We start from the raw sequence: 21240 nt of genomic DNA, 5'->3' as shown, positions 1-21240 counted from the left end.
GCGCAGAAAAACTATTTCTTCAGTAAGCCAAAATAATTAACCACATATGACTTAACAGCATCATGGACGTAAAATTGCCAATACAAAACGTCTTATTTTTATCCACAACAGAAGCATACCGCTCGCTTAACTTAGTAATTGCATGAAATAGATTGTGGCTATGCCCCTCAAAACAATCGCCATCCAGGTATTTCATCACTATTCCTGTTAAGTCACCGCCCGCATAGCTATAATCCTTGCATTCATTATTACGAAAACAGGAACGTCTATGATCCGCAGTATGACCGCCTATGCCCGCCGTGAAATCAAGGGTGACTGGGGTAGCGCCGCATGGGAGCTGCGCTCGGTAAACCAGCGCTATCTGGAAACGTACTTCCGCCTGCCGGAGCAGTTCCGTAGTCTGGAGCCCGTGGTACGCGAGCGCATTCGCGCCCGCCTGACTCGCGGTAAAGTCGAATGCACCCTGCGTTTTGAACAAGATCCCAGCGCTCAGGGTGAACTTATCCTCAACGAAAAGCTGGCTAAACAGCTGGTCAACGCTGCCAACTGGGTGAAAATGCAGAGCGATGAAGGGGAAATCAACCCGGTTGATATCCTGCGCTGGCCGGGCGTGATGGCCGCCAAAGAGCAGGATCTCGACGCCATCGCCGCCGACATTCTGGCCGCTCTTGATGGCGCGCTGGACGACTTCATCGTCGCCCGCGAAACGGAAGGCCAGGCCCTGAAAGCGCTTATCGAGCAGCGGCTTGAAGGGGTGAGCGGCGAAGTGACCAAAGTTCGCGCCCATATGCCGGAAATCCTCCAGTGGCAGCGCGAGCGTCTGGTTGCCAAACTGGAAGACGCGGAAGTGCAGCTGGAAAATAACCGTCTTGAGCAAGAGCTGGTGCTGATGGCGCAGCGTATCGACGTTGCCGAAGAGCTGGACCGCCTCGAAGCGCACGTTAAAGAGACCTACAACATTCTGAAAAAGAAAGAGGCTGTGGGTCGCCGTCTCGACTTTATGATGCAGGAGTTCAACCGTGAGTCGAACACCCTGGCGTCAAAATCGATTAACGCCGAGGTCACCAACTCCGCGATTGAGCTGAAGGTACTGATCGAGCAAATGCGCGAACAGATACAGAATATCGAGTAACGCTTTCTCACCCATCCAGGCACTACCGTATAAAAGGCCATGATCAATCATGGCCTTTTTATTTATCTCTCCCGCCGGCTGACGATAAGAATCTACGTATAAAAATAGTCGTCCAGTTTTCGGTTGTGGCAAATGAGCCCAACGCGGCACAGTCTGGGGACACACCACCGCGGGAGAAAAGAATGAACTTCAACGCGCTTCACCAGCAAAACCAACCGTTGTTGCTTGCCAACGCCTGGGATGCCAGCAGCGCTCAGGCCGCTCAGCAGGCCGGTTATCAGGCGCTGGGCTCCTCCAGCGCTGCTATCGCCGCAATGTTAGGGTATGAAGATGGCGAAGAGATGAGTTTTGACGAGCTGTTATATATCGTCTCACGCATCAAAGCTGTTAGCGAACTGCCGTTAAGCGTCGATTTAGAGGCGGGCTACAGCGCCACAACCAGCCACATCATTGACAATATCCAGCGTCTGGCGCATCTCGGCGTGAGCGGAATAAACCTCGAGGATAGTCATGTGGTGAATAATACGCGTCGTCTTGACGATGCCGTGGTCTTTGCCGCCAAAATCCAGGAAATCACCCACGCTTGTCCCGATATGTTTGTTAATGTCCGCACCGATACCTTTCTTCTCAACGTACCAAATGCACTGGATGAGACGCTCTATCGCGGTCAGTTATACGCTAACCATGGCGGATGCGGTTTTTTTGTGCCTTGCGTCACCCGCGCGGAAGATATTACCGCCATTGTCCGCCACGTGCCTTTACCCTTAAACGTAATGTGTATGCCTGAGCTGGCGGACTTCAGTACCTTATCGGCACTGGGCGTAAAACGAATTTCGATGGGCAATTTTATTCATGCTGCCACACAGGCCAGACTGAAAGACTTATTATGTCAGGTGCAAGCTAACTACTCTTTCTCGGGTGTTTTTTGACCATGAAAATTACCGACAGCATCCAGTGCGATATCTGGTATCAGGCGCTGCTTGAACGCGCTGTGGAGTTTACCGGCGTCTTTTTCGTTGGCGTGAAAACCACCGGCGTATTTTGTATCTCGGTCTGTCGGGCGCGAAAACCCAGGCGGGAAAACGTCGAATTCTATAATGACGTTAAATCCGCGCTGGATGCCGGGTTCCGGCCATGCAAAGTCTGTCGCCCGACGGAGAATGCCCGGACAGCCCCCGCCTTTGTTGAGCAAGCGCTCCGCCTGCTGCGAGAAGACCCGAAGGTTCGCCTCAGTGATAGCGAACTACGTCAGCACGATATTAGCCCGGAACGCGTTCGCCGCTGGTTCCTGCAAAACCACGGGATCACCTTTCAGGCTTTTCAACGGATGCAGCGCGTTAATATGGCGCTTCAGGAGCTGAAAGCAGGCCGATCAACCACCGATGTCGCTTTCGATAGCGGCTATGAGTCCTTAAGCGGTTTCGGCTATACCTGCAAAAAATTGACCGGTTCCGCACCCAGCGCGCAACGCCAGGTTGTTTTAATTCATCGTTTTACCACCCCGTTAGGGCCAATGTTTGTTTGTGCAACGCAGCGGGGGATTTGTCTGCTGGAGTTTGTCGACAGACGAGCGCTGGAGACAGAATTCAGCGACCTGCAGCGACGGTTCGACGCCAGCATCATCGCTGGTGAAAACGCCCACACCCGGCAGGCGCAACAGGAAATAACGGAGTATTTTGCCGGGCGGCGTCAATCGTTCGAGGTGGCGCTTGATACCCCAGGCAGCGAATTCCAGCGAGCGGTCTGGCGCCATTTACAGTACGTTAGCTTCGGTGAGACGACGCATTATCAATCGATTGCGATGGATATAGGTAAACCAACGGCCACGCGCGCGGTGGCTGCAGCAAACGGCGCTAACCGCGTCGCGATTATCATCCCCTGCCATCGAATTATCGGCAAAGATGGTTCGATGACCGGTTACGGCGGCGGCGTTGCACGTAAAAAATGGCTTATTAACCATGAGGCAACCATCAGGGAAAAATGCGGCTGATTTTACTTCCCGGATGAAGGGCCCCTCCCTGTTCACTTTCACTGCGGCTCGGTAAACCTATTTTTTGTCCAGCGCCCGGCAGGTTAAAAACGCCCCTGCCGCGCACAGCAGCGCCGGAGCCAGATAGCTGTGATCCATGTGGGTGAACTCCATCACCAGCACCACCGCAGTCAGCGGCATCTGCATGGAGGCGGCGAGAAACGCGGCCGCCCCCACCAGAGCGAAGCTGCTTTTATCTCCGCCAGGGAAGCCGAGCTGCCAGAGCGCGCAGAGCAGCAGACTGACCAGTCCGCCTACCGCCAGCCCCGGGGTTAACAATCCACCCTCCGCGCCGCCGCGCAGCACCGCCAGGATCACCACCATCTTCAACACTAACAGGATAGCGACCATAGAGAGAGGCAGCCCGTCGCTGAGCGCCAGCTGCATTGGTCCCTTGCCGTTGCCCGGAAGTTCCGGGAAATAAAGGCTCAGGATGGCAAGAAGGGAAAACCCCAGCAGACAGAACACCGGCATCTGCCAGTTACTTCGGACGCGTGAACGCGCTGCGCTGGTCGCTTTACGAAAGAGCCAGGCGCCGGTGCCAAGAATCGGGCCCGCCAGAATCGCCCACCAGAGAAAGGAATGCGGAAGCGTGCTGGAAACAAAATGGTATTGCGATTCATCCCCTAACCCCAGGGTAGCCGTCCACGCGGCAATCGCCGAGGTCATTATCGCCGCCAGCGTTTTTTCCCAGCTAAACGACAGCAGCATGACCTCAAGGCTGAACAACGCCCCTGCCAGCGGGACGTTATAGACCGCCGCCAGACCGGCGCCCGCCCCACAGGCGATCAGGGTGCGGGTTTCATCTTCCAGCAGGCCCAGCTTACGCGCCACCATCCCCGCCCCCAGCGCGCCCATTTCCCGGGGCGCCACTTCGCGGCCAAGCGGGGAACCCAGCGCTACGGTGACGATCTGCAGCAGGGCGTGGATCGTCGTGGTGCCTGCTGGCATGGGTACGGAAGGGTTGGCCACCGCCGCCGCAATGGAAACCCGCTTCTGCCCATAGCGACCAAGCAGCCACCAGCCAAATCCGGCGACGACGCCGCCGGCCACGATTGCCGCGATGCGGCGTGGCCAGGACGACTCCGTGACGCCCTGTAAAAATGACACCGAACCGACGATCTGCCCGGCACTGTAGCCAAAAGCCAGGTGCTGTATCGCATGTAAAATCAGCGCCAGCACCATGCCGGCCAGGCCAGCCAGAATCCCGGTTAATACCACGGCTATCAGGCGGGTCAGATTGTTTTTATTCCCGGCGGCGACGCTCATTTTCTCAGCCCTTGAAAAGGAAAAATAAAAGAATAAAGGACGAGACTTAAACATTGCGTAATCATAGTGTCTTCGATAGTGATACCCGTCGCTTCACTTAGCATTACTTTTTCTAATCAATAAAAACACCTAAAAAATCAATAAACCTTTAAATCAAGCCATCACAGATACTACTTCCATTAATTTTTCCTGGCGTAAATGATTCGCTTTAGAAAATCTCAATCGTGATCCTGCGCACAAATCGTTAACCTGCCCGCCATTATCTGGGGGGATCTATGCTGCTTCATGTTCTGTATTTAATCGGTATCACCGCGGAAGCCATGACCGGCGCGCTGGCTGCCGGGCGCCGGCGGATGGACACGTTTGGCGTCATCATTATCGCCACCGCGACCGCGCTGGGCGGGGGTTCCGTTCGCGATATCCTGCTGGGACATTATCCTCTCGGCTGGGTGAAACATCCGGAATATGTCATTATTGTCGCTGTCGCCGCCGTCCTCACCACCATTGCCGCTCCAGTGATGCCTCACCTTCGCCGGCTGTTTCTGGTGCTGGACGCGCTGGGGCTGATCGTGTTTTCCATCATCGGCGCGCAGATCGCCCTGGATATGGGCGAAGGTCCGATCATCGCCTCTATCGCCGCGGTCATCACCGGCGTTTTTGGCGGCGTACTGCGCGATATGTTCTGCAAACGCATTCCGCTGGTCTTCCAGAAAGAGCTGTACGCCGGGATCTCGTTTGCCGCAGCCGTACTCTATATTGCCCTGCAACATTACGTCAGCAGCCACGATGTGGTGGTGCTGGCTACGCTGCTGTTCGGCTTTACCGCCCGCATGCTGGCACTGCGCTGGAAACTGGGGCTACCGGTCTTCCACTACACCCATGATAGCCACTAACCGCCTCAAAATCCGGGGATGCGCTGCCCACTGAGCCATTGCGCCAGCGCCACCACATCCGGATGGTGCAGGAAGGCCACCAACTGGCGGGCTCTGATCTCCCCCACGCCCGGCAGCGCACGCCATTGCGCTTCACTTTTTGCCGCCAGCAGATGCCAGTTCTCGCTTTCGAGCTGCGCCAGCGCCCCCTGAGGCACCGGGAGCCCCATCGCCAGCACCCAGCGGATAAAAGGCCGTTTGCGAACGAGATCAAATTGATGCCAGAGGTGCTGCCCGCGGGCGGCGGAGATCCCTGGCACCGCCTGCAGCTGCTCCACCGTAAGCGCCAGCCAGGAAAAAATATGCGTCATCGGGTTTTGCTGCTGAATGGCGCGCCATAAATTTTCCCCCACGCCATCGACATCCAGCGCGGACTTTGATGACAGCCAGATCAGCCGGGAAAGAAACTGTTCGCTGCACTCAGGGGTGGCGAAATAGCAGGTTAGCGCATTGAATTTCGCCGCCGGCGGCGTCGGTTTATGGCGCTCGGCCGTCCGCCAGACGACGGCGTCGATCCGAGGAATACCCTGCCCTGCCAGACTGATCTGCAGCTGATCGCCAACCCCAATATCCAGCGCCTGCCAGCGGGCCACAGAGCCAACATTAACCCGCTGCACGCGTTTATCATCCAGCCGCTGGGGCTCAAGCTGGGCCACGACGTTGAGCCTGCCGCTGCGGCCAGTGCTGAAATGGATCGCCCGTACCTCCATCACTTGCGAGGCCGGAGGATACTTCCAGGCCGCCAGCCACTCTCCCTTTCCGGGAGACCAGGCACGTCCCGGCGGTTCGCGCCCTTCGCGCACAATCACGCCATCGCTGACGAAGGGAAGCGGCGAGCGATACCAGCGCTGGCGCCACTGCGCCACCTGTTCGACGCGCGTCACCGGGTGGGTATATTGCCCGCTGTACTTAAACCCCGCCTGCGTCAGCAGCTGCTGTCGACGGCGCATATCCGACGGGCCGTCTGGCCAGGCCCAGATAAAAACGTCCAGTTGACTGAGCGCCGCCGCCGCGTCGGCTCGCATCATCAACCCGGCGACTTTCGCCCGCGCGTTCATCCCCCCAGCCTGCTGCTGAACATGGCCGTCCCGGCGCAGAAACAGCTCCCCCTGCAGCACGCTGTTGGCCAGTTCACCGGTCGTCACTTTCGCCAGCGCCGGGATCTGCCGCGCTCGGGCGGTCCATGCCTCACCGCGCAGACCATCGCCGCGGCTAATGGCCTGAACCAAACTCCCCTGGCGATAGACCAGGGTCACCGCCACGCCGTCCACTTTAGGCTGTATCCACAGGTCGGTTTTATTTTTAATCCAGTGGGCCACGCTGACCTCATCCGCCAGCTTGCGCACGCCGGTATGGGCCACCGGATGACGCGCATCGCCGGTGGGCGGAGGCAGATCGTCATCTTCAGGCGTCGCGCCCGGAAAGCATTGTCGCCACTGCGTCAGGCGCAGGGTGAGCTGGTCGTAAACCTCATCGCTCACTTCGCTGGCGCCTTGTCGCCAGTAGTCCTCTTTCCAGGCGACAATTTGCTGATGAAGGCGTGAAATCTCCTGCCTTCCTCTGGCCGGCGGCCAGTCCGGACACGTCGCCAGCGCGCTGGCAGAGAACATCCCTAGCGCCAGCCACCACCCTCCTTTACGCATTGCAGTCCCTCCTTCATCACCTGGCGGAGAGTCTGCTGTAGAACACCGCGAGCCGCGACGGGTACTTTTTCGCCTTGCGAAGCGTCTTCCAGGATTTACGCTTCATTGCAGCAACGGCTAGCGAATTCAGGAAAACGGCAGGCAAAATGAAAGAAACAGCGGCAAAAAGTGTGACAATGACTGCGTCACGCCGCGGCGACGTGTATAATAGGCTCGTATGTAGGACCTCTTTCGATAACCACATACAAAAGACACTCATGGCTCAAGGCACGCTTTATATTGTTTCCGCCCCTAGCGGCGCGGGTAAATCCAGCCTGATTCAGGCTTTATTAAAAACCCAACCGTTGTATGACACCCAGGTATCGGTCTCCCATACCACGCGGGCGCCGCGTCCGGGTGAAGTGCACGGCGAACACTATTTCTTCGTGAATCACGACGAATTCCGCTCGATGATTGGCGAAAACGCGTTTCTGGAACATGCAGAGGTCTTTGGCAACTATTACGGCACGTCGCGTAAAGCGATCGAGCAGGTGCTGGCGACTGGCGTCGATGTCTTCCTCGATATCGACTGGCAAGGTGCGCAGCAGATCCGTAAAAGCATGCCCGGCGCACGCAGCATTTTTATTCTGCCGCCGTCAAAAGATGAACTGGACCGTCGCCTGCGCGGCCGCGGCCAGGACAGCGAAGAGGTGATCGCGAAACGGATGGCCCAGGCCGTTGCGGAAATGAGCCATTACGCGGAATATGATTACCTGATTGTGAACGATGATTTTGACACCGCCCTGAGCGACCTGAAAAATATCATCCGCGCTGAACGTCTGCGCATGAGCCGCCAAAAGCAGCGACATGGCGCTTTAATCACCAAACTATTGGCAGACTGAACCCACATTCAGTATCATGCCCAGTCATTTCTTCACCTGTGGAGCATTTTAAGTATGGCACGCGTAACTGTTCAGGACGCTGTAGAGAAAATTGGTAACCGTTTTGACCTGGTACTGGTCGCCGCGCGTCGCGCTCGTCAGATGCAGGTAGGCGGAAAGGATCCGCTGGTACCGGAAGAAAACGATAAAACCACCGTTATCGCACTGCGCGAAATCGAAGAAGGTCTGATCAACAACCAGATCCTCGACGTACGTGAGCGCCAGGAACAGCAAGAGCAGGAAGCCGCTGAATTACAAGCCGTTACCGCGATTGCTGAAGGTCGTCGTTAATCACACAGCGGGTCGCCCTTGTATCTGTTTGAAAGCCTGAATCAGCTGATTCAAAACTACCTGCCGGAAGAGCAAATCAAGCGCCTTCGGCAGGCGTATCTCGTTGCACGTGACGCTCACGAGGGTCAGACACGTTCAAGCGGTGAACCCTATATCACGCACCCGGTCGCGGTAGCCTGCATTCTGGCCGAGATGAAGCTCGACTATGAAACGCTGATGGCCGCGCTGCTGCATGATGTGATTGAAGATACCCCCGCCACCTACCAGGACATGGAACAGCTTTTTGGTAAAAGCGTTGCCGAACTGGTAGAGGGGGTGTCGAAACTTGATAAGCTCAAGTTTCGCGATAAGAAAGAGGCGCAGGCCGAAAACTTTCGCAAAATGATCATGGCGATGGTGCAGGACATCCGCGTCATCCTCATCAAGCTTGCCGACCGCACCCACAACATGCGTACTCTGGGCTCGTTACGCCCGGATAAACGCCGCCGCATCGCCCGCGAAACGCTGGAAATTTACAGCCCGCTGGCGCACCGTTTAGGTATCCATCACATCAAGACCGAGCTCGAAGAGCTGGGCTTTGAAGCGCTGTACCCTAACCGCTACCGCGTCATTAAAGAGGTGGTCAAAGCGGCGCGCGGCAACCGTAAGGAGATGATCCAAAAGATCCTCTCTGAAATCGAAGGGCGTTTGCAGGAAGCGGGGATCCCCTGCCGCGTCAGCGGTCGCGAAAAGCATCTGTACTCCATCTACTGCAAAATGGTGCTTAAAGAGCAGCGTTTTCACTCGATCATGGATATCTACGCCTTCCGCGTTATCGTCCATGATGCCGATATCTGCTATCGCGTGCTCGGCCAGATGCACAGCCTCTACAAACCGCGTCCAGGTCGTTTCAAAGATTACATCGCCATTCCGAAAGCGAACGGCTATCAGTCTTTGCATACCTCGATGATCGGCCCCCACGGCGTCCCGGTCGAGGTACAAATTCGTACCGAAGACATGGACCAGATGGCGGAGATGGGGGTTGCGGCGCACTGGGCTTATAAAGAGCACGGCGGCGAAAGCAGCACCACCGCGCAAATCCGCGCTCAGCGCTGGATGCAAAGCCTGCTGGAGCTGCAGCAGAGCGCCGGCAGCTCGTTTGAATTTATCGAGAGCGTAAAATCCGATCTGTTCCCGGATGAGATTTACGTTTTCACCCCGGAAGGTCGCATTGTCGAACTGCCCGCTGGCGCCACGCCGGTGGACTTCGCCTACGCGGTGCATACCGATATCGGCCATGCCTGCGTTGGCGCGCGCGTCGATCGCCAGCCTTATCCGCTGTCGCAGCCGCTCTCCAGCGGCCAGACTGTCGAAATTATCACCGCGCCGGGCGCACGCCCGAATGCCGCCTGGCTGAACTTTGTCGTCAGCTCGAAAGCGCGCGCCAAGATCCGTCAGCTGCTGAAAAACCTTAAGCGCGACGATTCGGTCAGCCTTGGCCGTCGTCTGCTCAATCACGCGCTGGGCGGAAGCCGCAAACTCGCCGAGATCCCGCCGGAGAATATCCAGCGCGAACTTGATCGCATGAAGCTGGCCACGCTTGACGATCTGCTGGCGGAAATCGGTCTGGGCAACGCCATGAGCGTCGTGGTGGCGAAAAACCTGCAGCAGGGCGAAGCCGCTGCGGCGCCGGTACCGGCTAACGCGTCGAACCACGGCCATCTGCCGATCAAAGGCGCCGATGGCGTGTTGATCACCTTCGCCAAGTGCTGTCGCCCGATCCCAGGTGACCCGATTATCGCCCACGTCAGTCCGGGTAAAGGGCTGGTTATCCACCATGAATCCTGTCGTAACATTCGCGGCTACCAGAAAGAGCCGGAGAAATTTATGGCGGTTGAGTGGGATAAAGAGACCGCTCAGGAGTTCATCACCGAAATTAAGGTGGACATGTTTAACCACCAGGGCGCGCTGGCTAACCTGACGGCGGCGATCAACACCGCGTCTTCCAATATCCAGAGCCTGAATACGGAAGAGAAAGATGGCCGCGTATACAGCGCCTTTATCCGCCTGACCGCGCGTGACCGCGTGCATCTGGCGAATATCATGCGCAAAATCCGCGTCATGCCGGACGTGATTAAAGTCACCCGTAACCGAAACTAGCTTTATGAACTCAAAGCGCTACGAGCGTATCTGCGAGATGCTCGCCAGGCGTCAGCCTGACCTGACGGTCTGCATGGAGCAGGTCCATAAGCCTCATAACGTCTCTGCGGTCATTCGGACCGCAGATGCCGTTGGCGTACACGAAGTGCATGCCGTCTGGCCAAGCAGCCGGATGCGTACCATGGCCTCCGCCGCCGCGGGCAGCAACAGCTGGGTGCAGGTGAAAACCCACCGCACCATCGCAGATGCCGTCGGCCACCTGAAAGGCCAGGGCATGCAAATTCTCGCCACTCACCTTTCCGACAAAGCCATCGATTTTCGTGAAATCGACTATACGCGTCCAACCTGCATCCTGATGGGCCAGGAGAAAACCGGCATCACCCAGGAAGCGCTGGCGCTGGCCGATCAGGACATCATTATCCCGATGATCGGCATGGTGCAGTCGCTGAACGTCTCCGTCGCCTCGGCGCTGATCCTTTACGAGGCGCAGCGCCAGCGGCAGAACGCCGGGATGTATCAACGCGCCAACAGCATGCTGCCGCCGGAAGAGCAGCAGCGCCTGCTGTTCGAAGGCGGTTATCCGGTGCTGGCCCGCGTCGCCCGACAAAAAGGTCTGCCTTACCCCCACGTCAACGAGCAGGGCGAAGTGGAAGCCGATGACGCATGGTGGGCTACCATGCAGGCAACGAGGTAAACCTGATGTCAGGCCGCCTGCTCGATGCCGTTCCGCTCAGCTCACTCACCGGTGTGGGCGCTGCGCAAAGCAGTAAACTGGCGAAGATCGGCCTGCATACGGTTCAGGACCTGCTGCTGCACCTGCCGCTGCGTTACGAAGATCGCACCCATCTTTACCCGATAGCCGAGCTGCTTCCCGGGGTTTATGCCACCGTGGAAGGCGAAGTGCTCAACAGCAATATCACCTTCGGCGGCCGGCGGATGTTGACCTGCCAGATCAGCGACGGCACCGGCATCCTCACCATGCGCTTTTTCAACTTTAACGCGGCGATGAAAAACAGCCTCGCGACTGGTCGTCGGGTGCTGGCCTACGGTGAAGCCAAACGCGGGAAGTACGGCGCCGAGATGATCCACCCGGAATACCGCGTCCAGGGCGATATGAGCACCCCGGAGCTTCAGGAAACGTTAACTCCGGTCTATCCGACCACCGAAGGCATCAAGCAGGCGACCCTGCGCAAGCTCACCGACCAGGCGCTTGAGCTCCTGGAAACCTGCGCGATTAGCGAACTCCTCCCACCGGAGCTGGCGCAGGGGATGATGAGCCTGCCGGAAGCGCTGCGTACGCTGCACCGTCCGCCTCCCTCCTTGCAACTTAGCGAGCTGGAAAGCGGCAAGCACCCGGCGCAGCAGCGTCTGATTCTGGAAGAGCTGCTGGCGCATAACCTCAGCATGCTGGCGCTGAGGGCAGGCGCCCAGCGCTATCACGCCCTGCCGCTCGGCGCCAACGATACCCTGAAAAACCAGCTGCTGGCCTCCCTGCCCTTTAAGCCCACCGGCGCGCAGGCGCGGGTTACCGCCGAGATCGAACACGATATGGCGCTGGACGTGCCGATGATGCGCCTGGTGCAGGGCGATGTTGGCTCCGGTAAAACGCTGGTCGCCGCGCTGGCCGCCGTGCGCGCTATCGCCCACGGCAAACAGGTGGCGCTGATGGCGCCCACCGAACTACTTGCCGAACAGCACGCCAATAACTTCCGCAGCTGGTTTGAACCGCTGGGCATAGAAGTCGGCTGGCTGGCGGGCAAACAGAAAGGCAAAGCCCGTCAGGCGCAGCAGGAGGCTATCGCCAGCGGCGAAGTGCAGATGATTGTCGGCACTCACGCCATCTTCCAGGAGCAGGTGCAGTTTAACGGCCTGGCGCTGGTGATTATCGACGAACAGCACCGCTTCGGCGTGCATCAGCGGCTGGCGCTGTGGGAAAAAGGTCAGCAGCAGGGGTTCCACCCGCATCAGCTGATCATGACCGCCACGCCTATCCCCCGCACCCTGGCAATGACCGCCTACGCCGATCTGGACACCTCGATTATCGACGAGCTGCCGCCGGGCCGAACCCCGGTGACCACCGTCGCCATCCCGGACACCCGGCGCAGCGATATTATCGACCGCGTACGCAACGCCTGCACCCACGAAGGGCGCCAGGCCTATTGGGTTTGTACGCTAATTGAAGAGTCCGATCTGCTGGAAGCCCAGGCGGCGGAAGCGACCTGGGAAGAGCTCAAACTGGCGCTGCCGGAACTGAATATCGGCCTCGTCCACGGGCGGATGAAACCGGCCGAGAAGCAGGCGGTAATGCAGGCCTTCAAGCAGGGCGAGATGCATCTGCTGGTGGCCACCACGGTGATTGAAGTCGGTGTTGACGTGCCTAACTCAAGCCTGATGATTATCGAAAACCCGGAACGTCTGGGTCTGGCGCAGCTGCACCAGCTCAGAGGGCGCGTCGGGCGCGGCGCGGTCGCTTCCCACTGCGTGCTACTCTATAAATCGCCGCTCTCCAAAACGGCTCAGAAACGCCTGCAGGTCCTGCGCGACAGCAACGACGGTTTCGTCATCGCCCAGAAAGACCTCGAAATCCGCGGTCCCGGCGAGCTGCTCGGCACCCGCCAGACCGGCAACGCCGAATTTAAAGTAGCGGACTTGCTGCGCGATCAGGCGATGATCCCCGACGTTCAACGCATTGCTCGCCATATTCATGAACGCTATCCGCTGCAGGCCCAGGCGCTTATCGAGCGCTGGATGCCGGAAACCGAACGCTATTCCAACGCGTAGCGCGCGCTTTTGCCGCGCTGCGGGCAATTTTTCTACACAACGAGTGGATTATGAAACGAGAACTGGCCATCGAATTTTCGCGTGTCACCGAAGCCGCCGCGCTGGCGGGCTATAAATGGCTGGGCCGCGGCGATAAGAATACCGCCGACGGCGCAGCGGTTAACGCCATGCGCATTATGCTTAACCTCGTCAATATCGACGGCACCATCGTCATCGGCGAGGGCGAAATCGATGAAGCGCCGATGCTCTATATCGGCGAAAAAGTGGGTACCGGCAAGGGCGATGCGGTAGATATCGCTGTCGATCCCATCGAAGGCACCCGCATGACGGCGATGGGCCAGGCCAACGCCCTGGCGGTGATGGCGGTCGGCGATAAGGGCTGCTTCCTCAACGCGCCGGATATGTATATGGAAAAGCTGATCGTCGGCCCGGGTGCTAAAGGCGCTATCGATCTCAATCTGCCGCTGGAAGAGAACCTGCACAATATCGCCCGCGCCCTGAACAAGCCGCTGGGCGAGCTGACCGTCACCGTGCTGGCGAAACCGCGCCACGACGCGGTCATTGCCCAGCTGCAGCAGCTGGGCGTGCGTGTATTCGCGATTCCCGATGGCGACGTCGCGGCCTCTATTCTCACCTGCATGCCGGATAGCGAAGTCGACGTACTGTACGGCATCGGCGGCGCGCCGGAAGGGGTGGTTTCCGCCGCGGTGATCCGCGCCCTCGACGGTGATATGCAGGGGCGTCTGCTGGCTCGCCACCACGTGAAGGGCGATAACGAAGAGAACCGCCGCATCGGTGAAAACGAGCTGGCGCGCTGCAAAACCATGGGCATTGAAGCAGGCAAAGTGCTGCGTCTGGATGAAATGGCGCGCAGCGATAACGTCGTCTTCTCCGCCACCGGGATCACCAAAGGCGATCTGCTGGACGGCATCACCCGCAAGGGCAACATGGCCACCACCGAGACGCTGCTGATCCGTGGCAAGTCGCGCACTATCCGTCGTATTCAGTCGATTCATTACCTCGACCGTAAAGATCCGGACATCCAGCAGCACATCCTGTAATACCGCTTTTTCTCTCCCAGGCAACCGTCCGCAGGCGGTTGCCCTGTTCTTCGTTTATATTTGATCAATAGAGCTTTCTTGTACCTTCGGGGTGGAAATCTTGCTCGTCTGGACCGAAGATAAGGCATCGCTTGGCAACAGGAGAAGACGATGGCGGACTGGGTTAGCGGCAAAGTGACAAAAGTGGAGTACTGGACGGATGCCTTGTTCAGTTTATACGTGCGGGCGCCTGTTCATCCGTTTACCGCCGGGCAGTTTACCAAGCTCGGACTGGAAATCGACGGAGAACGCGTGCAGCGCGCCTACTCCTACGTCAATGCCCCCGGCAATCCCGATCTCGAGTTCTATCTGGTCACCGTCCCGGAAGGCAAGCTGAGCCCGCGTCTGGCGGCGCTGAAGCCGGGCGATGAAGTCCTGGTGGTGAGTGAAGCGGCAGGTTTCTTCGTCCTCGAGGAGGTACCGGATTGCGATACCCTGTGGATGCTGGCGACCGGCACTGCCCTCGGGCCGTACCTGTCAATTTTGCAGGAAGGCAAAGATCTTGAACGCTTTAACAACCTGGTACTGGTCCACGCCGTCCGCTACGCCGCGGACCTGAGCTATCTGCCGCTGATGCGCGAACTCGAGCAGCGCTATGCCGGTAAACTACGCATCCAGACCGTGGTCAGTCGCGAAACAGTGGAAGGCTCGCTGACCGGCCGGGTACCGTTCCTGATTGAAACCGGCGCGCTGGAAGAGGCGGTCGGGCTGGCGATGAACACCGACACCAGCCACGTCATGCTGTGCGGCAACCCGCAAATGGTGCGCGATACCCAACAGCTGTTAAAAGAGACCCGGCAGATGACCAAACATCTGCGTCGCCGGCCGGGCCATATGACAGCGGAGCACTACTGGTAATCAGGCGTCCGCTTTCCAGCGCACGTCCTGGGTCTCCTTGCCGAACTTATTCTCGCCCTGGGTGCCGACAAACGCCCCCAGGTCGATCAACATCATGACGATAATCAGCGTCGGCACAAAGCGCCCGACGCCCCACTGCCAGACCTGCGGCAACATCGCCCAGTTCCCCGCCAGCAGCATCCACGCCAGAATCATCAGCAGCGCCCACAGTCCGGATTTGCCGCGATCGTGCAGCCGCTTGACCACCACCGCCGCCGTCGGCCACAGCAGGCAGACGATAATAAACGCCGCCGTCTGCAGGTTGAGAAGATTGCTGCCTGCCAGGGTAAACAGGGCGCTCATGGTCACCAGCCAAATGGCAATCCAGATCCAGAAATCGCGGCGGCCAATGCGCCCTTTAATTGAGAATAACCACTGCTGTAGGGTCATGCGTTTTTCCTTATCATCATCGTCTGCGTAGTTTACCCTGGCGTCGTGACTTTTTGACAAGCGCCGCGCTTCCCGATTTAATCGTCAGCAGGCAAAAAAAGGAACGACGGGCATGAAGAAGTGGACAATCTTGTGTTTAAGTGGGCTGATGGGCCTGACCGTCGGCCCGCACGCGTTGTCCGCAGAAAGCGAATCGGCGACAGCGGCGCCCTATCTGCTCTCTGGCGCCCCGAGTTTTGACCTGTCGATCAGCCAGTTCCGGGAAAAATTTAACGCCGATAACCCGAAGCTGCCCCTGAACGAATTCCGTTCCATCGCCACCAGCCGGGATCAGGCTAATCTGACCCGCGCCGCCAGCAAAATTAATGAAAATCTCTATGCCTCGACCGCGCTGGAGCGCGGCACGCTGAAGATCAAATCCATGCAGATCACCTGGCTGCCGATCCAGGGGCCGGAGCAAAAGGCGGCGAAAGCCAAAGCGCTGGAGTATATGAGCGCCATGATCCGCGCCTTTGTCCCCACCCTTAGCCCGGCGCAAAGCCAGCAAAAGCTGCAGAAACTGCTGACCGCCGGCAAGGGCAAACGCTACTTTGCCGATACCGAAGGCGCTGTACGCTATGTGGTGGCAGATCATGGCGAAAAGGGTCTGACCTTCGCCATTGAACCGATTAAGCTGGCGTTATCTGAAACGCTGGAAGGCAACAATAAATGACAAAAAGCAAAGCCTTTCCAGTGACGAGTCTCTATACTGTTTCACAGACCATGCTGCCCTCTGGGGCGGCTATATTCCTTAATTCGCTTAAGTAGCGTGGAGAATTAAAATGCGACATCCTTTAGTGATGGGTAACTGGAAACTGAACGGCAGCCGCCACATGGTAAACGAACTGGTTGCGAACCTGCGTACCGAACTGGCTGGCGTAAGCGGCTGTGCAGTTGCCATCGCCCCGCCGGAAATGTATCTGGACCTGGCTAAACGTGCGGCAGAAGGCAGCCACATTCACCTGGGCGCGCAGAACGTTGACGTGAACCTGTCCGGCGCATTCACCGGTGAAACCTCCGCCGAAATGCTGAAAGATATCGGCGCACAGTACATCATCATCGGCCACTCCGAGCGTCGTACCTACCACAAAGAATCCGACGAGCTGATCGCGAAGAAATTCGCTGTGCTGAAAGAGCAGGGTCTGACCCCGGTACTGTGCATCGGTGAAACCGAAGCAGAAAACGAAGCGGGCAAAACCGAAGAAGTTTGCGCACGTCAGATCGACGCCGTGCTGAAAACGCAGGGCGCTGCCGCTTTCGAAGGCGTGGTTATCGCTTACGAACCGGTATGGGCTATCGGTACCGGCAAATCCGCGACCCCGGCTCAGGCTCAGGCGGTGCACAAATTCATCCGTGACCACATTGCTAAAGCTGACGCGAAAATCGCTGAGCAAGTGATCATCCAGTACGGTGGTTCCGTTAACGCTGGCAACGCAGCAGAGCTGTTCACCCAGCCGGACATCGACGGCGCGCTGGTTGGCGGCGCCTCCCTGAAAGCTGACGCTTTCGCGGTGATCGTTAAAGCAGCAGAAGCAGCGAAAAAAGCGTAATTCGCTTTTCCCGGTGGCGAAACGCGACCGGGGTGACTGACAAAACTCGGGAGCCCGGCTTAGCACAGCGCAAGCCGGGCTTTCTTTTGCCGTTACAGTTTCCCCAACAGCTGATACCACGCGTAGTCCAGCGGCAGTAAAATCAGATAACTCACCGCCGCCAGCGCCAGACACAGTTGCATCCCCGCCCTCGCCGGGACCTTGCCTAACCCCATCGCCACCACGATCGGCGACGCCTGATAGGGCAGCAGCGGCGTGGAATACCCCAGCACCTGAATCATGATCACGCTGAGCAGCGGAAAGCCGGTCGCGTCGGCAAAGCTCTGCGCAAAAGTGGTATACAGCGCCGGCACGCCGTTGGCGGTCATAATAAAGTTCAGCGCGCTGGTTATCCCGGTCAGGGCGAGGAAGCTGGTGAACGGATTGTCTTTATCCAGCGGCATCACCTGCAGCAGCGCATTGCCCACCGCACCGCCAATTCCGGTTTGGGTAACGGCGATCGCCAGTCCCAGAATCCCGGCAACATAAATGCAGGTGCGCATATTCACCCCGCTGGCAAACTCCTCACCGTTGATAAAGCCCACCCGCGGCAGCAGCGTGACCACTGCCGCCGCCAGGCCGGTCCACGCCGGGCCGACGCCGTGCCAGCTCTCGGTCACCCATAGCGTAAGGACTACCGCCAGCAGCCACGCCAGACGTTTCTCGTCGCGGCTCATCGGCGGCAGCGGCGCCAGGTCACGAGGTGGATGCGGCTTGCCGGGAAACAGCCAGCAAATCAGCGCCACCAGCACCGCCCCTTTCAGCCAGCCAAGCACCGGCGTATGCAGCAGCAAATAGGGAACATAATTCAGATGGATACCGTACGAGCCTTCCGCCGCGCCGCTCATCACCAGATTTGGCACGTTAGCGGGCAAAATCGTCGCCGAAAGCTGAAAGGTGCCGAACCCCACCGCCAGCGCCAGGCCGAACCAGCCGCGGCTGCCATCGACAATGCCCGCGCGGCGGGCCATCGCCGCCACGATCGGCATCAGCAGCGCGATACGTCCCATGTTGGAAGGCATGACAAACGCCAGCGCGTAGCTCAGCAACACCACGCTGCCGACCATCCGCGGCCAGGAGTCAGTGAGCCGCGCAGACAGCGCCTGCGCCGCCCGGTCTGCCAGCCCGGTTTTACGGATCGCGATGCCGAGCACAAAGCCGCTGAACACCAGCCAGAACGCCGAAGAGGCAAAGCCGCCGAAGATCACCTCCGGTGGAGCGATTTTCGCCATCATCGCCGCTGCGAAGAACAGCAGCGCGGTGATAAATTCCGGCAGCAGCGACGTCGCCCAGAGCACAATGGTGACGCCGACAATCAATGAAGGAAGGAACAGCGGGTGGGTAAGCCAGAGCGACATGCCTGTCTCCTGTCGTTTTTTTCAGCAAGAATACGACGACAGGTAAGACAGGTAAACGCCAGAACTAGTGGCTTGCGTTAAGAATGGCGCAGCGATGATCCTGAATTTCTTCCGCTGAAGCCCGGTTCAGGGTCAGCAGGTTACGCTCCGTCGCCAGCAGCACCAGCGAGCCGTCGCTCTGCTGCGCCATCGCCAGCGCGAAGCGTCCCATATGTTCGCGCGCCTCCGGCACCTCTTCCGCCAGCATCAGGAACGGGCTGCGCTGGGCCAGTTCGGCCTCCGTCACCCGGCGCGCCAGGTATTCATGGCCCTGAAGCCCGCCCGGCAGCGGCAGCCAGCGGCTGCTGACCGCGCCCGCATCCTTATCTAACTGCGCGCGCACATCGGGGCGCAGGCAGGAGATATGAATATGGAAATGGTTTTGCGTGCGTCCGCTGCGCGAGTTAATCGCCAGTGATATCGCGTTATCAGGAACCGGCGCGCCGTGACGCTGACTCATGATTTCACGTCCCTGCCAGGCCTGCCAGAAGAAGTTCGGCGTCAACGGGTCCAGCAGCAGCGGGCTTTCGGTGCCGTTAATGCGGTAGGTCGGCATTAGCAAATACTGCAGCGGGCCGTTACGGTCTTTAAACAGCACATAGCCGCCCTTGAGGTTAACTTCCGCGCACGGCGACGGATTTTGCTGCTGTTGCTGATGGGGTACGCACTGCTGCAGGACAATCTTGCGTAATGCGTCCGGGTTGCCGGAGTGCAGCCAGTAGTAGCCGCCCGCCAGCGCCGCGAGGATCGCCACCAGCAGCGCCAGCAAAAAGTATCTTACTCTTCTCATTTTCATTCCCTGTTAAGCCTGAAGCGGAAGAGTAACGTAATTTGATGACTAAATGAAAACAGATGGCGGGCGGGGAGTTATCCCGGGTAGCGGCTGACGCCTTACCCGGGCTACGGACGGTGCAAATAGTAGCCCGGCTAAGCGCAGAGAAAGCCGGGGATTCCCCGGGTCGCGGCGTTCCGCCTTACCCGGGCTACCAGACGAAGCAGAACTGTAGCCCTGCTAAGCGTAGCGCAAGCAGGGACAAGAGGATTAACGCTGGCTAATCTGGTCGAAGGTGCCGCCGTTGGAGAAGTGCTCTTTCTGCGCTTTCGTCCAGCCGCCGAACTCCTGATCGATAGTAAACAGCTTCAGTTTCGGGAACTCGTTAGCATATTTCTTCGCCACATTCGGATCGCGCGGGCGGTAGAAGTTCTTCGCCGCAATCTCCTGGCCTTCCGGCGAGTAGAGATACTTCAGGTACGCTTCCGCCACCTGGCGCGTGCCTTTTTTATCCACCACTTTGTCGACCACAGAGACGGTCGGCTCAGCCAGAATCGACTCACTCGGGGTCACGATTTCAAACTTGTCTTTGCCCAGTTCGTTGGTCGCCAGCAGCGCTTCGTTTTCCCAGGCAATCAGCACATCGCCGATGCCGCGTTCTACGAAGGTATTGGTCGAACCACGCGCGCCGGAGTCCAGCACTTCCACGTTTTTATACAGCGCCTTGACGAATTCCTGGGCTTTGGCCTGGTCGCCGTGATTCTGATGCAGAGCATAGCCCCAGGCTGCCAGATAGTTCCAGCGGGCGCCGCCGGAGCTTTTCGGGTTCGGGGTAATGACCGACACGCCCGGTTTGATCAGGTCGTTCCAGTCATGGATCTGTTTCGGGTTGCCCTTGCGGACGAGGAACACGATGGTTGAGGTATACGGTGCGGAGTTATCCGGCAGGCGTTTCAGCCAGTTTTTATCGATACGGCCGCGTTCAGCAATGGCGTCTACGTCGTAGGCCAGCGCCAGTGTGACCACATCCGCTTCAATACCGTTAATCACTGAGGTCGCCTGTTTGCCAGAACCACCGTGCGACTGGCGGATCACCACGTTGTCGCCGGTCTCCTGCTTCCAGTGCGCGCTAAACGCTTTGTTGTACTGTTCGTACAGCTCGCGCGTTGGATCATAAGAAACGTTTAAAAGCTGAATGTCTTTTGCCAGAACGCTGGCGGATGCCAGCAACAGAGTTAACCCTACGCCCCACTTATTCATCGCACCGCTCTCTTTATGTGTGTTGTGATGGGCTAAGCGTGCCAGAAAGCGATTCAATGATTAAAGAATAAAAAAAGATTGGCTATAACTTGTGGATATAAAGAGGTGAATAAGGATTGCCCCCTCCCGGGCGGGAGAGGGCGCGAAGCGATTAGACTTCTTCCATACGGCCCAGCAGCGCCTGCAGGCGATCCTGCCAGCCCTGCTGTTGCTCTTTCAGCTGGCTGTTTTCGCGCTCCAGCTCTTCACGACCATGCTGCGCGCTCTGAACTTCCTGAACCAGGGTGTTGTTCTTTTCTTTCAGCTCTTCGATTTCCATCTGCAACAGAGTGATGGTATCAATCGCCTGCTGAACTTTAGATTCTAATTTCTCAAACACTTCTAATGACATCGTCATACCTCTCCTGAACTTGCAAGGCGTTGATAGAAACTCGTGTTTCGTATACGCGGTCCCGCCTTAACGAAAATTAGCGCACATAGCGGTGTTATCGTCGATTGTATGAATCCCCGCCGCCCCTGTCCAGCGGCAAGCCGCGCAGATTGCGGTTTGCAACACTTTTCAGTCTTTACCTGGTGCTTTCAGCGCAGTTCGCTCGTACTTCATGGGTCATTGTTAATTTTATGGTTAACAAAATGCGAGGTGAAACGCTCCGGCACCGG

20 protein-coding genes are annotated in these 21240 nt (G+C 58.0%); 13 read left to right on the top strand and 7 right to left on the bottom strand.

Annotated elements, in window-relative coordinates; translation table 11 throughout:
* Positions 1–268: 268 nt before the first annotated feature.
* The 3 genes from SP68_RS00560 (at position 269) to SP68_RS00550 (ending at position 3122) form a co-directional block, all read left to right on the top strand.
* Positions 269–1132 (top strand): YicC/YloC family endoribonuclease, encoded by an 864-nt coding sequence (locus SP68_RS00560; RefSeq protein WP_008806823.1) that lies wholly within the window; start codon positions 269–271, stop codon positions 1130–1132.
* 182 nt (positions 1133–1314) lie between these two features.
* On the top strand, positions 1315–2061 hold the full coding sequence (locus SP68_RS00555; protein ID WP_012967053.1) for an isocitrate lyase/PEP mutase family protein: 747 nt from the start codon (positions 1315–1317) through the stop codon (positions 2059–2061).
* Between the two features lie 2 nt (positions 2062–2063).
* Positions 2064–3122 (top strand): bifunctional transcriptional activator/DNA repair enzyme AdaA, encoded by a 1059-nt coding sequence (locus SP68_RS00550; RefSeq protein ID WP_012967052.1) that lies wholly within the window; start codon positions 2064–2066, stop codon positions 3120–3122.
* Between the two features lie 57 nt (positions 3123–3179).
* Here the strand turns inward: SP68_RS00550 and SP68_RS00545 are convergent, their stop codons facing one another.
* The gene (locus SP68_RS00545) at positions 3180–4430 is read right to left on the bottom strand and encodes a chloride channel protein (RefSeq protein WP_032756021.1); all 1251 of its coding nucleotides are present in this window, start codon (positions 4428–4430) and stop codon (positions 3180–3182) included.
* 275 nt (positions 4431–4705) lie between these two features.
* On the opposite strand from SP68_RS00545, the gene SP68_RS00540 reads away from it, so the two are divergent.
* A complete protein-coding gene (locus tag SP68_RS00540) occupies positions 4706–5323 on the top strand; it encodes a trimeric intracellular cation channel family protein (protein ID WP_012540300.1) in 618 nt (205 codons plus the stop codon).
* A 5-nt stretch (positions 5324–5328) separates the two neighbouring features.
* On the opposite strand, the gene ligB is transcribed toward SP68_RS00540, so the two are convergent.
* The gene (gene ligB / locus SP68_RS00535; protein ID WP_040969250.1) at positions 5329–7005 is read right to left on the bottom strand and encodes an NAD-dependent DNA ligase LigB; all 1677 of its coding nucleotides are present in this window, start codon (positions 7003–7005) and stop codon (positions 5329–5331) included.
* A 257-nt stretch (positions 7006–7262) separates the two neighbouring features.
* Between ligB and gmk the strand changes: the two genes are divergently transcribed.
* From gmk to fpr, 7 genes are all read left to right on the top strand, one after another.
* Entirely contained in the window at positions 7263–7886 is a 624-nt protein-coding gene (gmk, locus tag SP68_RS00525; RefSeq protein WP_002922664.1) for a guanylate kinase, read from the top strand.
* Between the two features lie 54 nt (positions 7887–7940).
* Positions 7941–8216 carry a DNA-directed RNA polymerase subunit omega gene (gene rpoZ / locus SP68_RS00520; protein WP_000135058.1) on the top strand — a complete coding sequence of 92 codons (276 nt, stop codon included), beginning with the start codon at positions 7941–7943 and terminating at the stop codon, positions 8214–8216.
* A gap of 18 nt (positions 8217–8234) precedes the next feature.
* On the top strand, positions 8235–10355 hold the full coding sequence (spoT, locus tag SP68_RS00515) for a bifunctional GTP diphosphokinase/guanosine-3',5'-bis pyrophosphate 3'-pyrophosphohydrolase (protein ID WP_008806818.1): 2121 nt from the start codon (positions 8235–8237) through the stop codon (positions 10353–10355).
* 4 nt (positions 10356–10359) lie between these two features.
* The gene (gene trmH / locus SP68_RS00510) at positions 10360–11049 is read left to right on the top strand and encodes a tRNA (guanosine(18)-2'-O)-methyltransferase TrmH (protein WP_008806817.1); all 690 of its coding nucleotides are present in this window, start codon (positions 10360–10362) and stop codon (positions 11047–11049) included.
* A gap of 5 nt (positions 11050–11054) precedes the next feature.
* Positions 11055–13136 (top strand): ATP-dependent DNA helicase RecG, encoded by a 2082-nt coding sequence (gene recG, locus SP68_RS00505; protein ID WP_008806816.1) that lies wholly within the window; start codon positions 11055–11057, stop codon positions 13134–13136.
* A gap of 50 nt (positions 13137–13186) precedes the next feature.
* On the top strand, positions 13187–14197 hold the full coding sequence (gene glpX / locus SP68_RS00500; protein WP_002922903.1) for a class II fructose-bisphosphatase: 1011 nt from the start codon (positions 13187–13189) through the stop codon (positions 14195–14197).
* Between the two features lie 150 nt (positions 14198–14347).
* Positions 14348–15094 (top strand): ferredoxin--NADP(+) reductase, encoded by a 747-nt coding sequence (gene fpr / locus SP68_RS00495; RefSeq protein ID WP_012540295.1) that lies wholly within the window; start codon positions 14348–14350, stop codon positions 15092–15094.
* Here fpr and SP68_RS00490 read toward each other — a convergent pair whose 3' ends face one another.
* Complete coding sequence (locus tag SP68_RS00490) at positions 15095–15523, bottom strand: DUF805 domain-containing protein (RefSeq protein ID WP_004173894.1); 429 nt, start codon at positions 15521–15523, stop codon at positions 15095–15097. It lies immediately after the preceding gene.
* 112 nt (positions 15524–15635) lie between these two features.
* Between SP68_RS00490 and SP68_RS00485 the strand changes: the two genes are divergently transcribed.
* Together SP68_RS00485 and tpiA are read left to right on the top strand one after the other, a co-directional pair.
* On the top strand, positions 15636–16235 hold the full coding sequence (locus SP68_RS00485) for a YiiQ family protein (protein WP_008806815.1): 600 nt from the start codon (positions 15636–15638) through the stop codon (positions 16233–16235).
* 109 nt (positions 16236–16344) lie between these two features.
* Complete coding sequence (tpiA, locus tag SP68_RS00480) at positions 16345–17112, top strand: triose-phosphate isomerase (protein WP_002922909.1); 768 nt, start codon at positions 16345–16347, stop codon at positions 17110–17112.
* A 92-nt stretch (positions 17113–17204) separates the two neighbouring features.
* Here tpiA and SP68_RS00475 read toward each other — a convergent pair whose 3' ends face one another.
* From SP68_RS00475 to zapB, 4 genes are all read right to left on the bottom strand, one after another.
* A complete protein-coding gene (locus tag SP68_RS00475; protein ID WP_012540294.1) occupies positions 17205–18509 on the bottom strand; it encodes an SLC13 family permease in 1305 nt (434 codons plus the stop codon).
* A 64-nt stretch (positions 18510–18573) separates the two neighbouring features.
* Positions 18574–19344 carry a CDP-diacylglycerol diphosphatase gene (locus SP68_RS00470; RefSeq protein ID WP_162499948.1) on the bottom strand — a complete coding sequence of 257 codons (771 nt, stop codon included), beginning with the start codon at positions 19342–19344 and terminating at the stop codon, positions 18574–18576.
* A gap of 246 nt (positions 19345–19590) precedes the next feature.
* On the bottom strand, positions 19591–20580 hold the full coding sequence (locus SP68_RS00465; RefSeq protein WP_002922936.1) for a sulfate ABC transporter substrate-binding protein: 990 nt from the start codon (positions 20578–20580) through the stop codon (positions 19591–19593).
* Between the two features lie 151 nt (positions 20581–20731).
* A complete protein-coding gene (zapB, locus tag SP68_RS00460) occupies positions 20732–20977 on the bottom strand; it encodes a septal ring assembly protein ZapB (protein ID WP_008806812.1) in 246 nt (81 codons plus the stop codon).
* Positions 20978–21240 lie beyond the last annotated feature (263 nt).

The sequence above is a fragment of the Klebsiella variicola genome, from assembly GCF_000828055.2.
In the GTDB taxonomy this organism is placed as follows: Bacteria; Pseudomonadota; Gammaproteobacteria; order Enterobacterales; family Enterobacteriaceae; genus Klebsiella; species Klebsiella variicola.
This window is presented reverse-complemented; position numbering and strand designations above follow the sequence as displayed.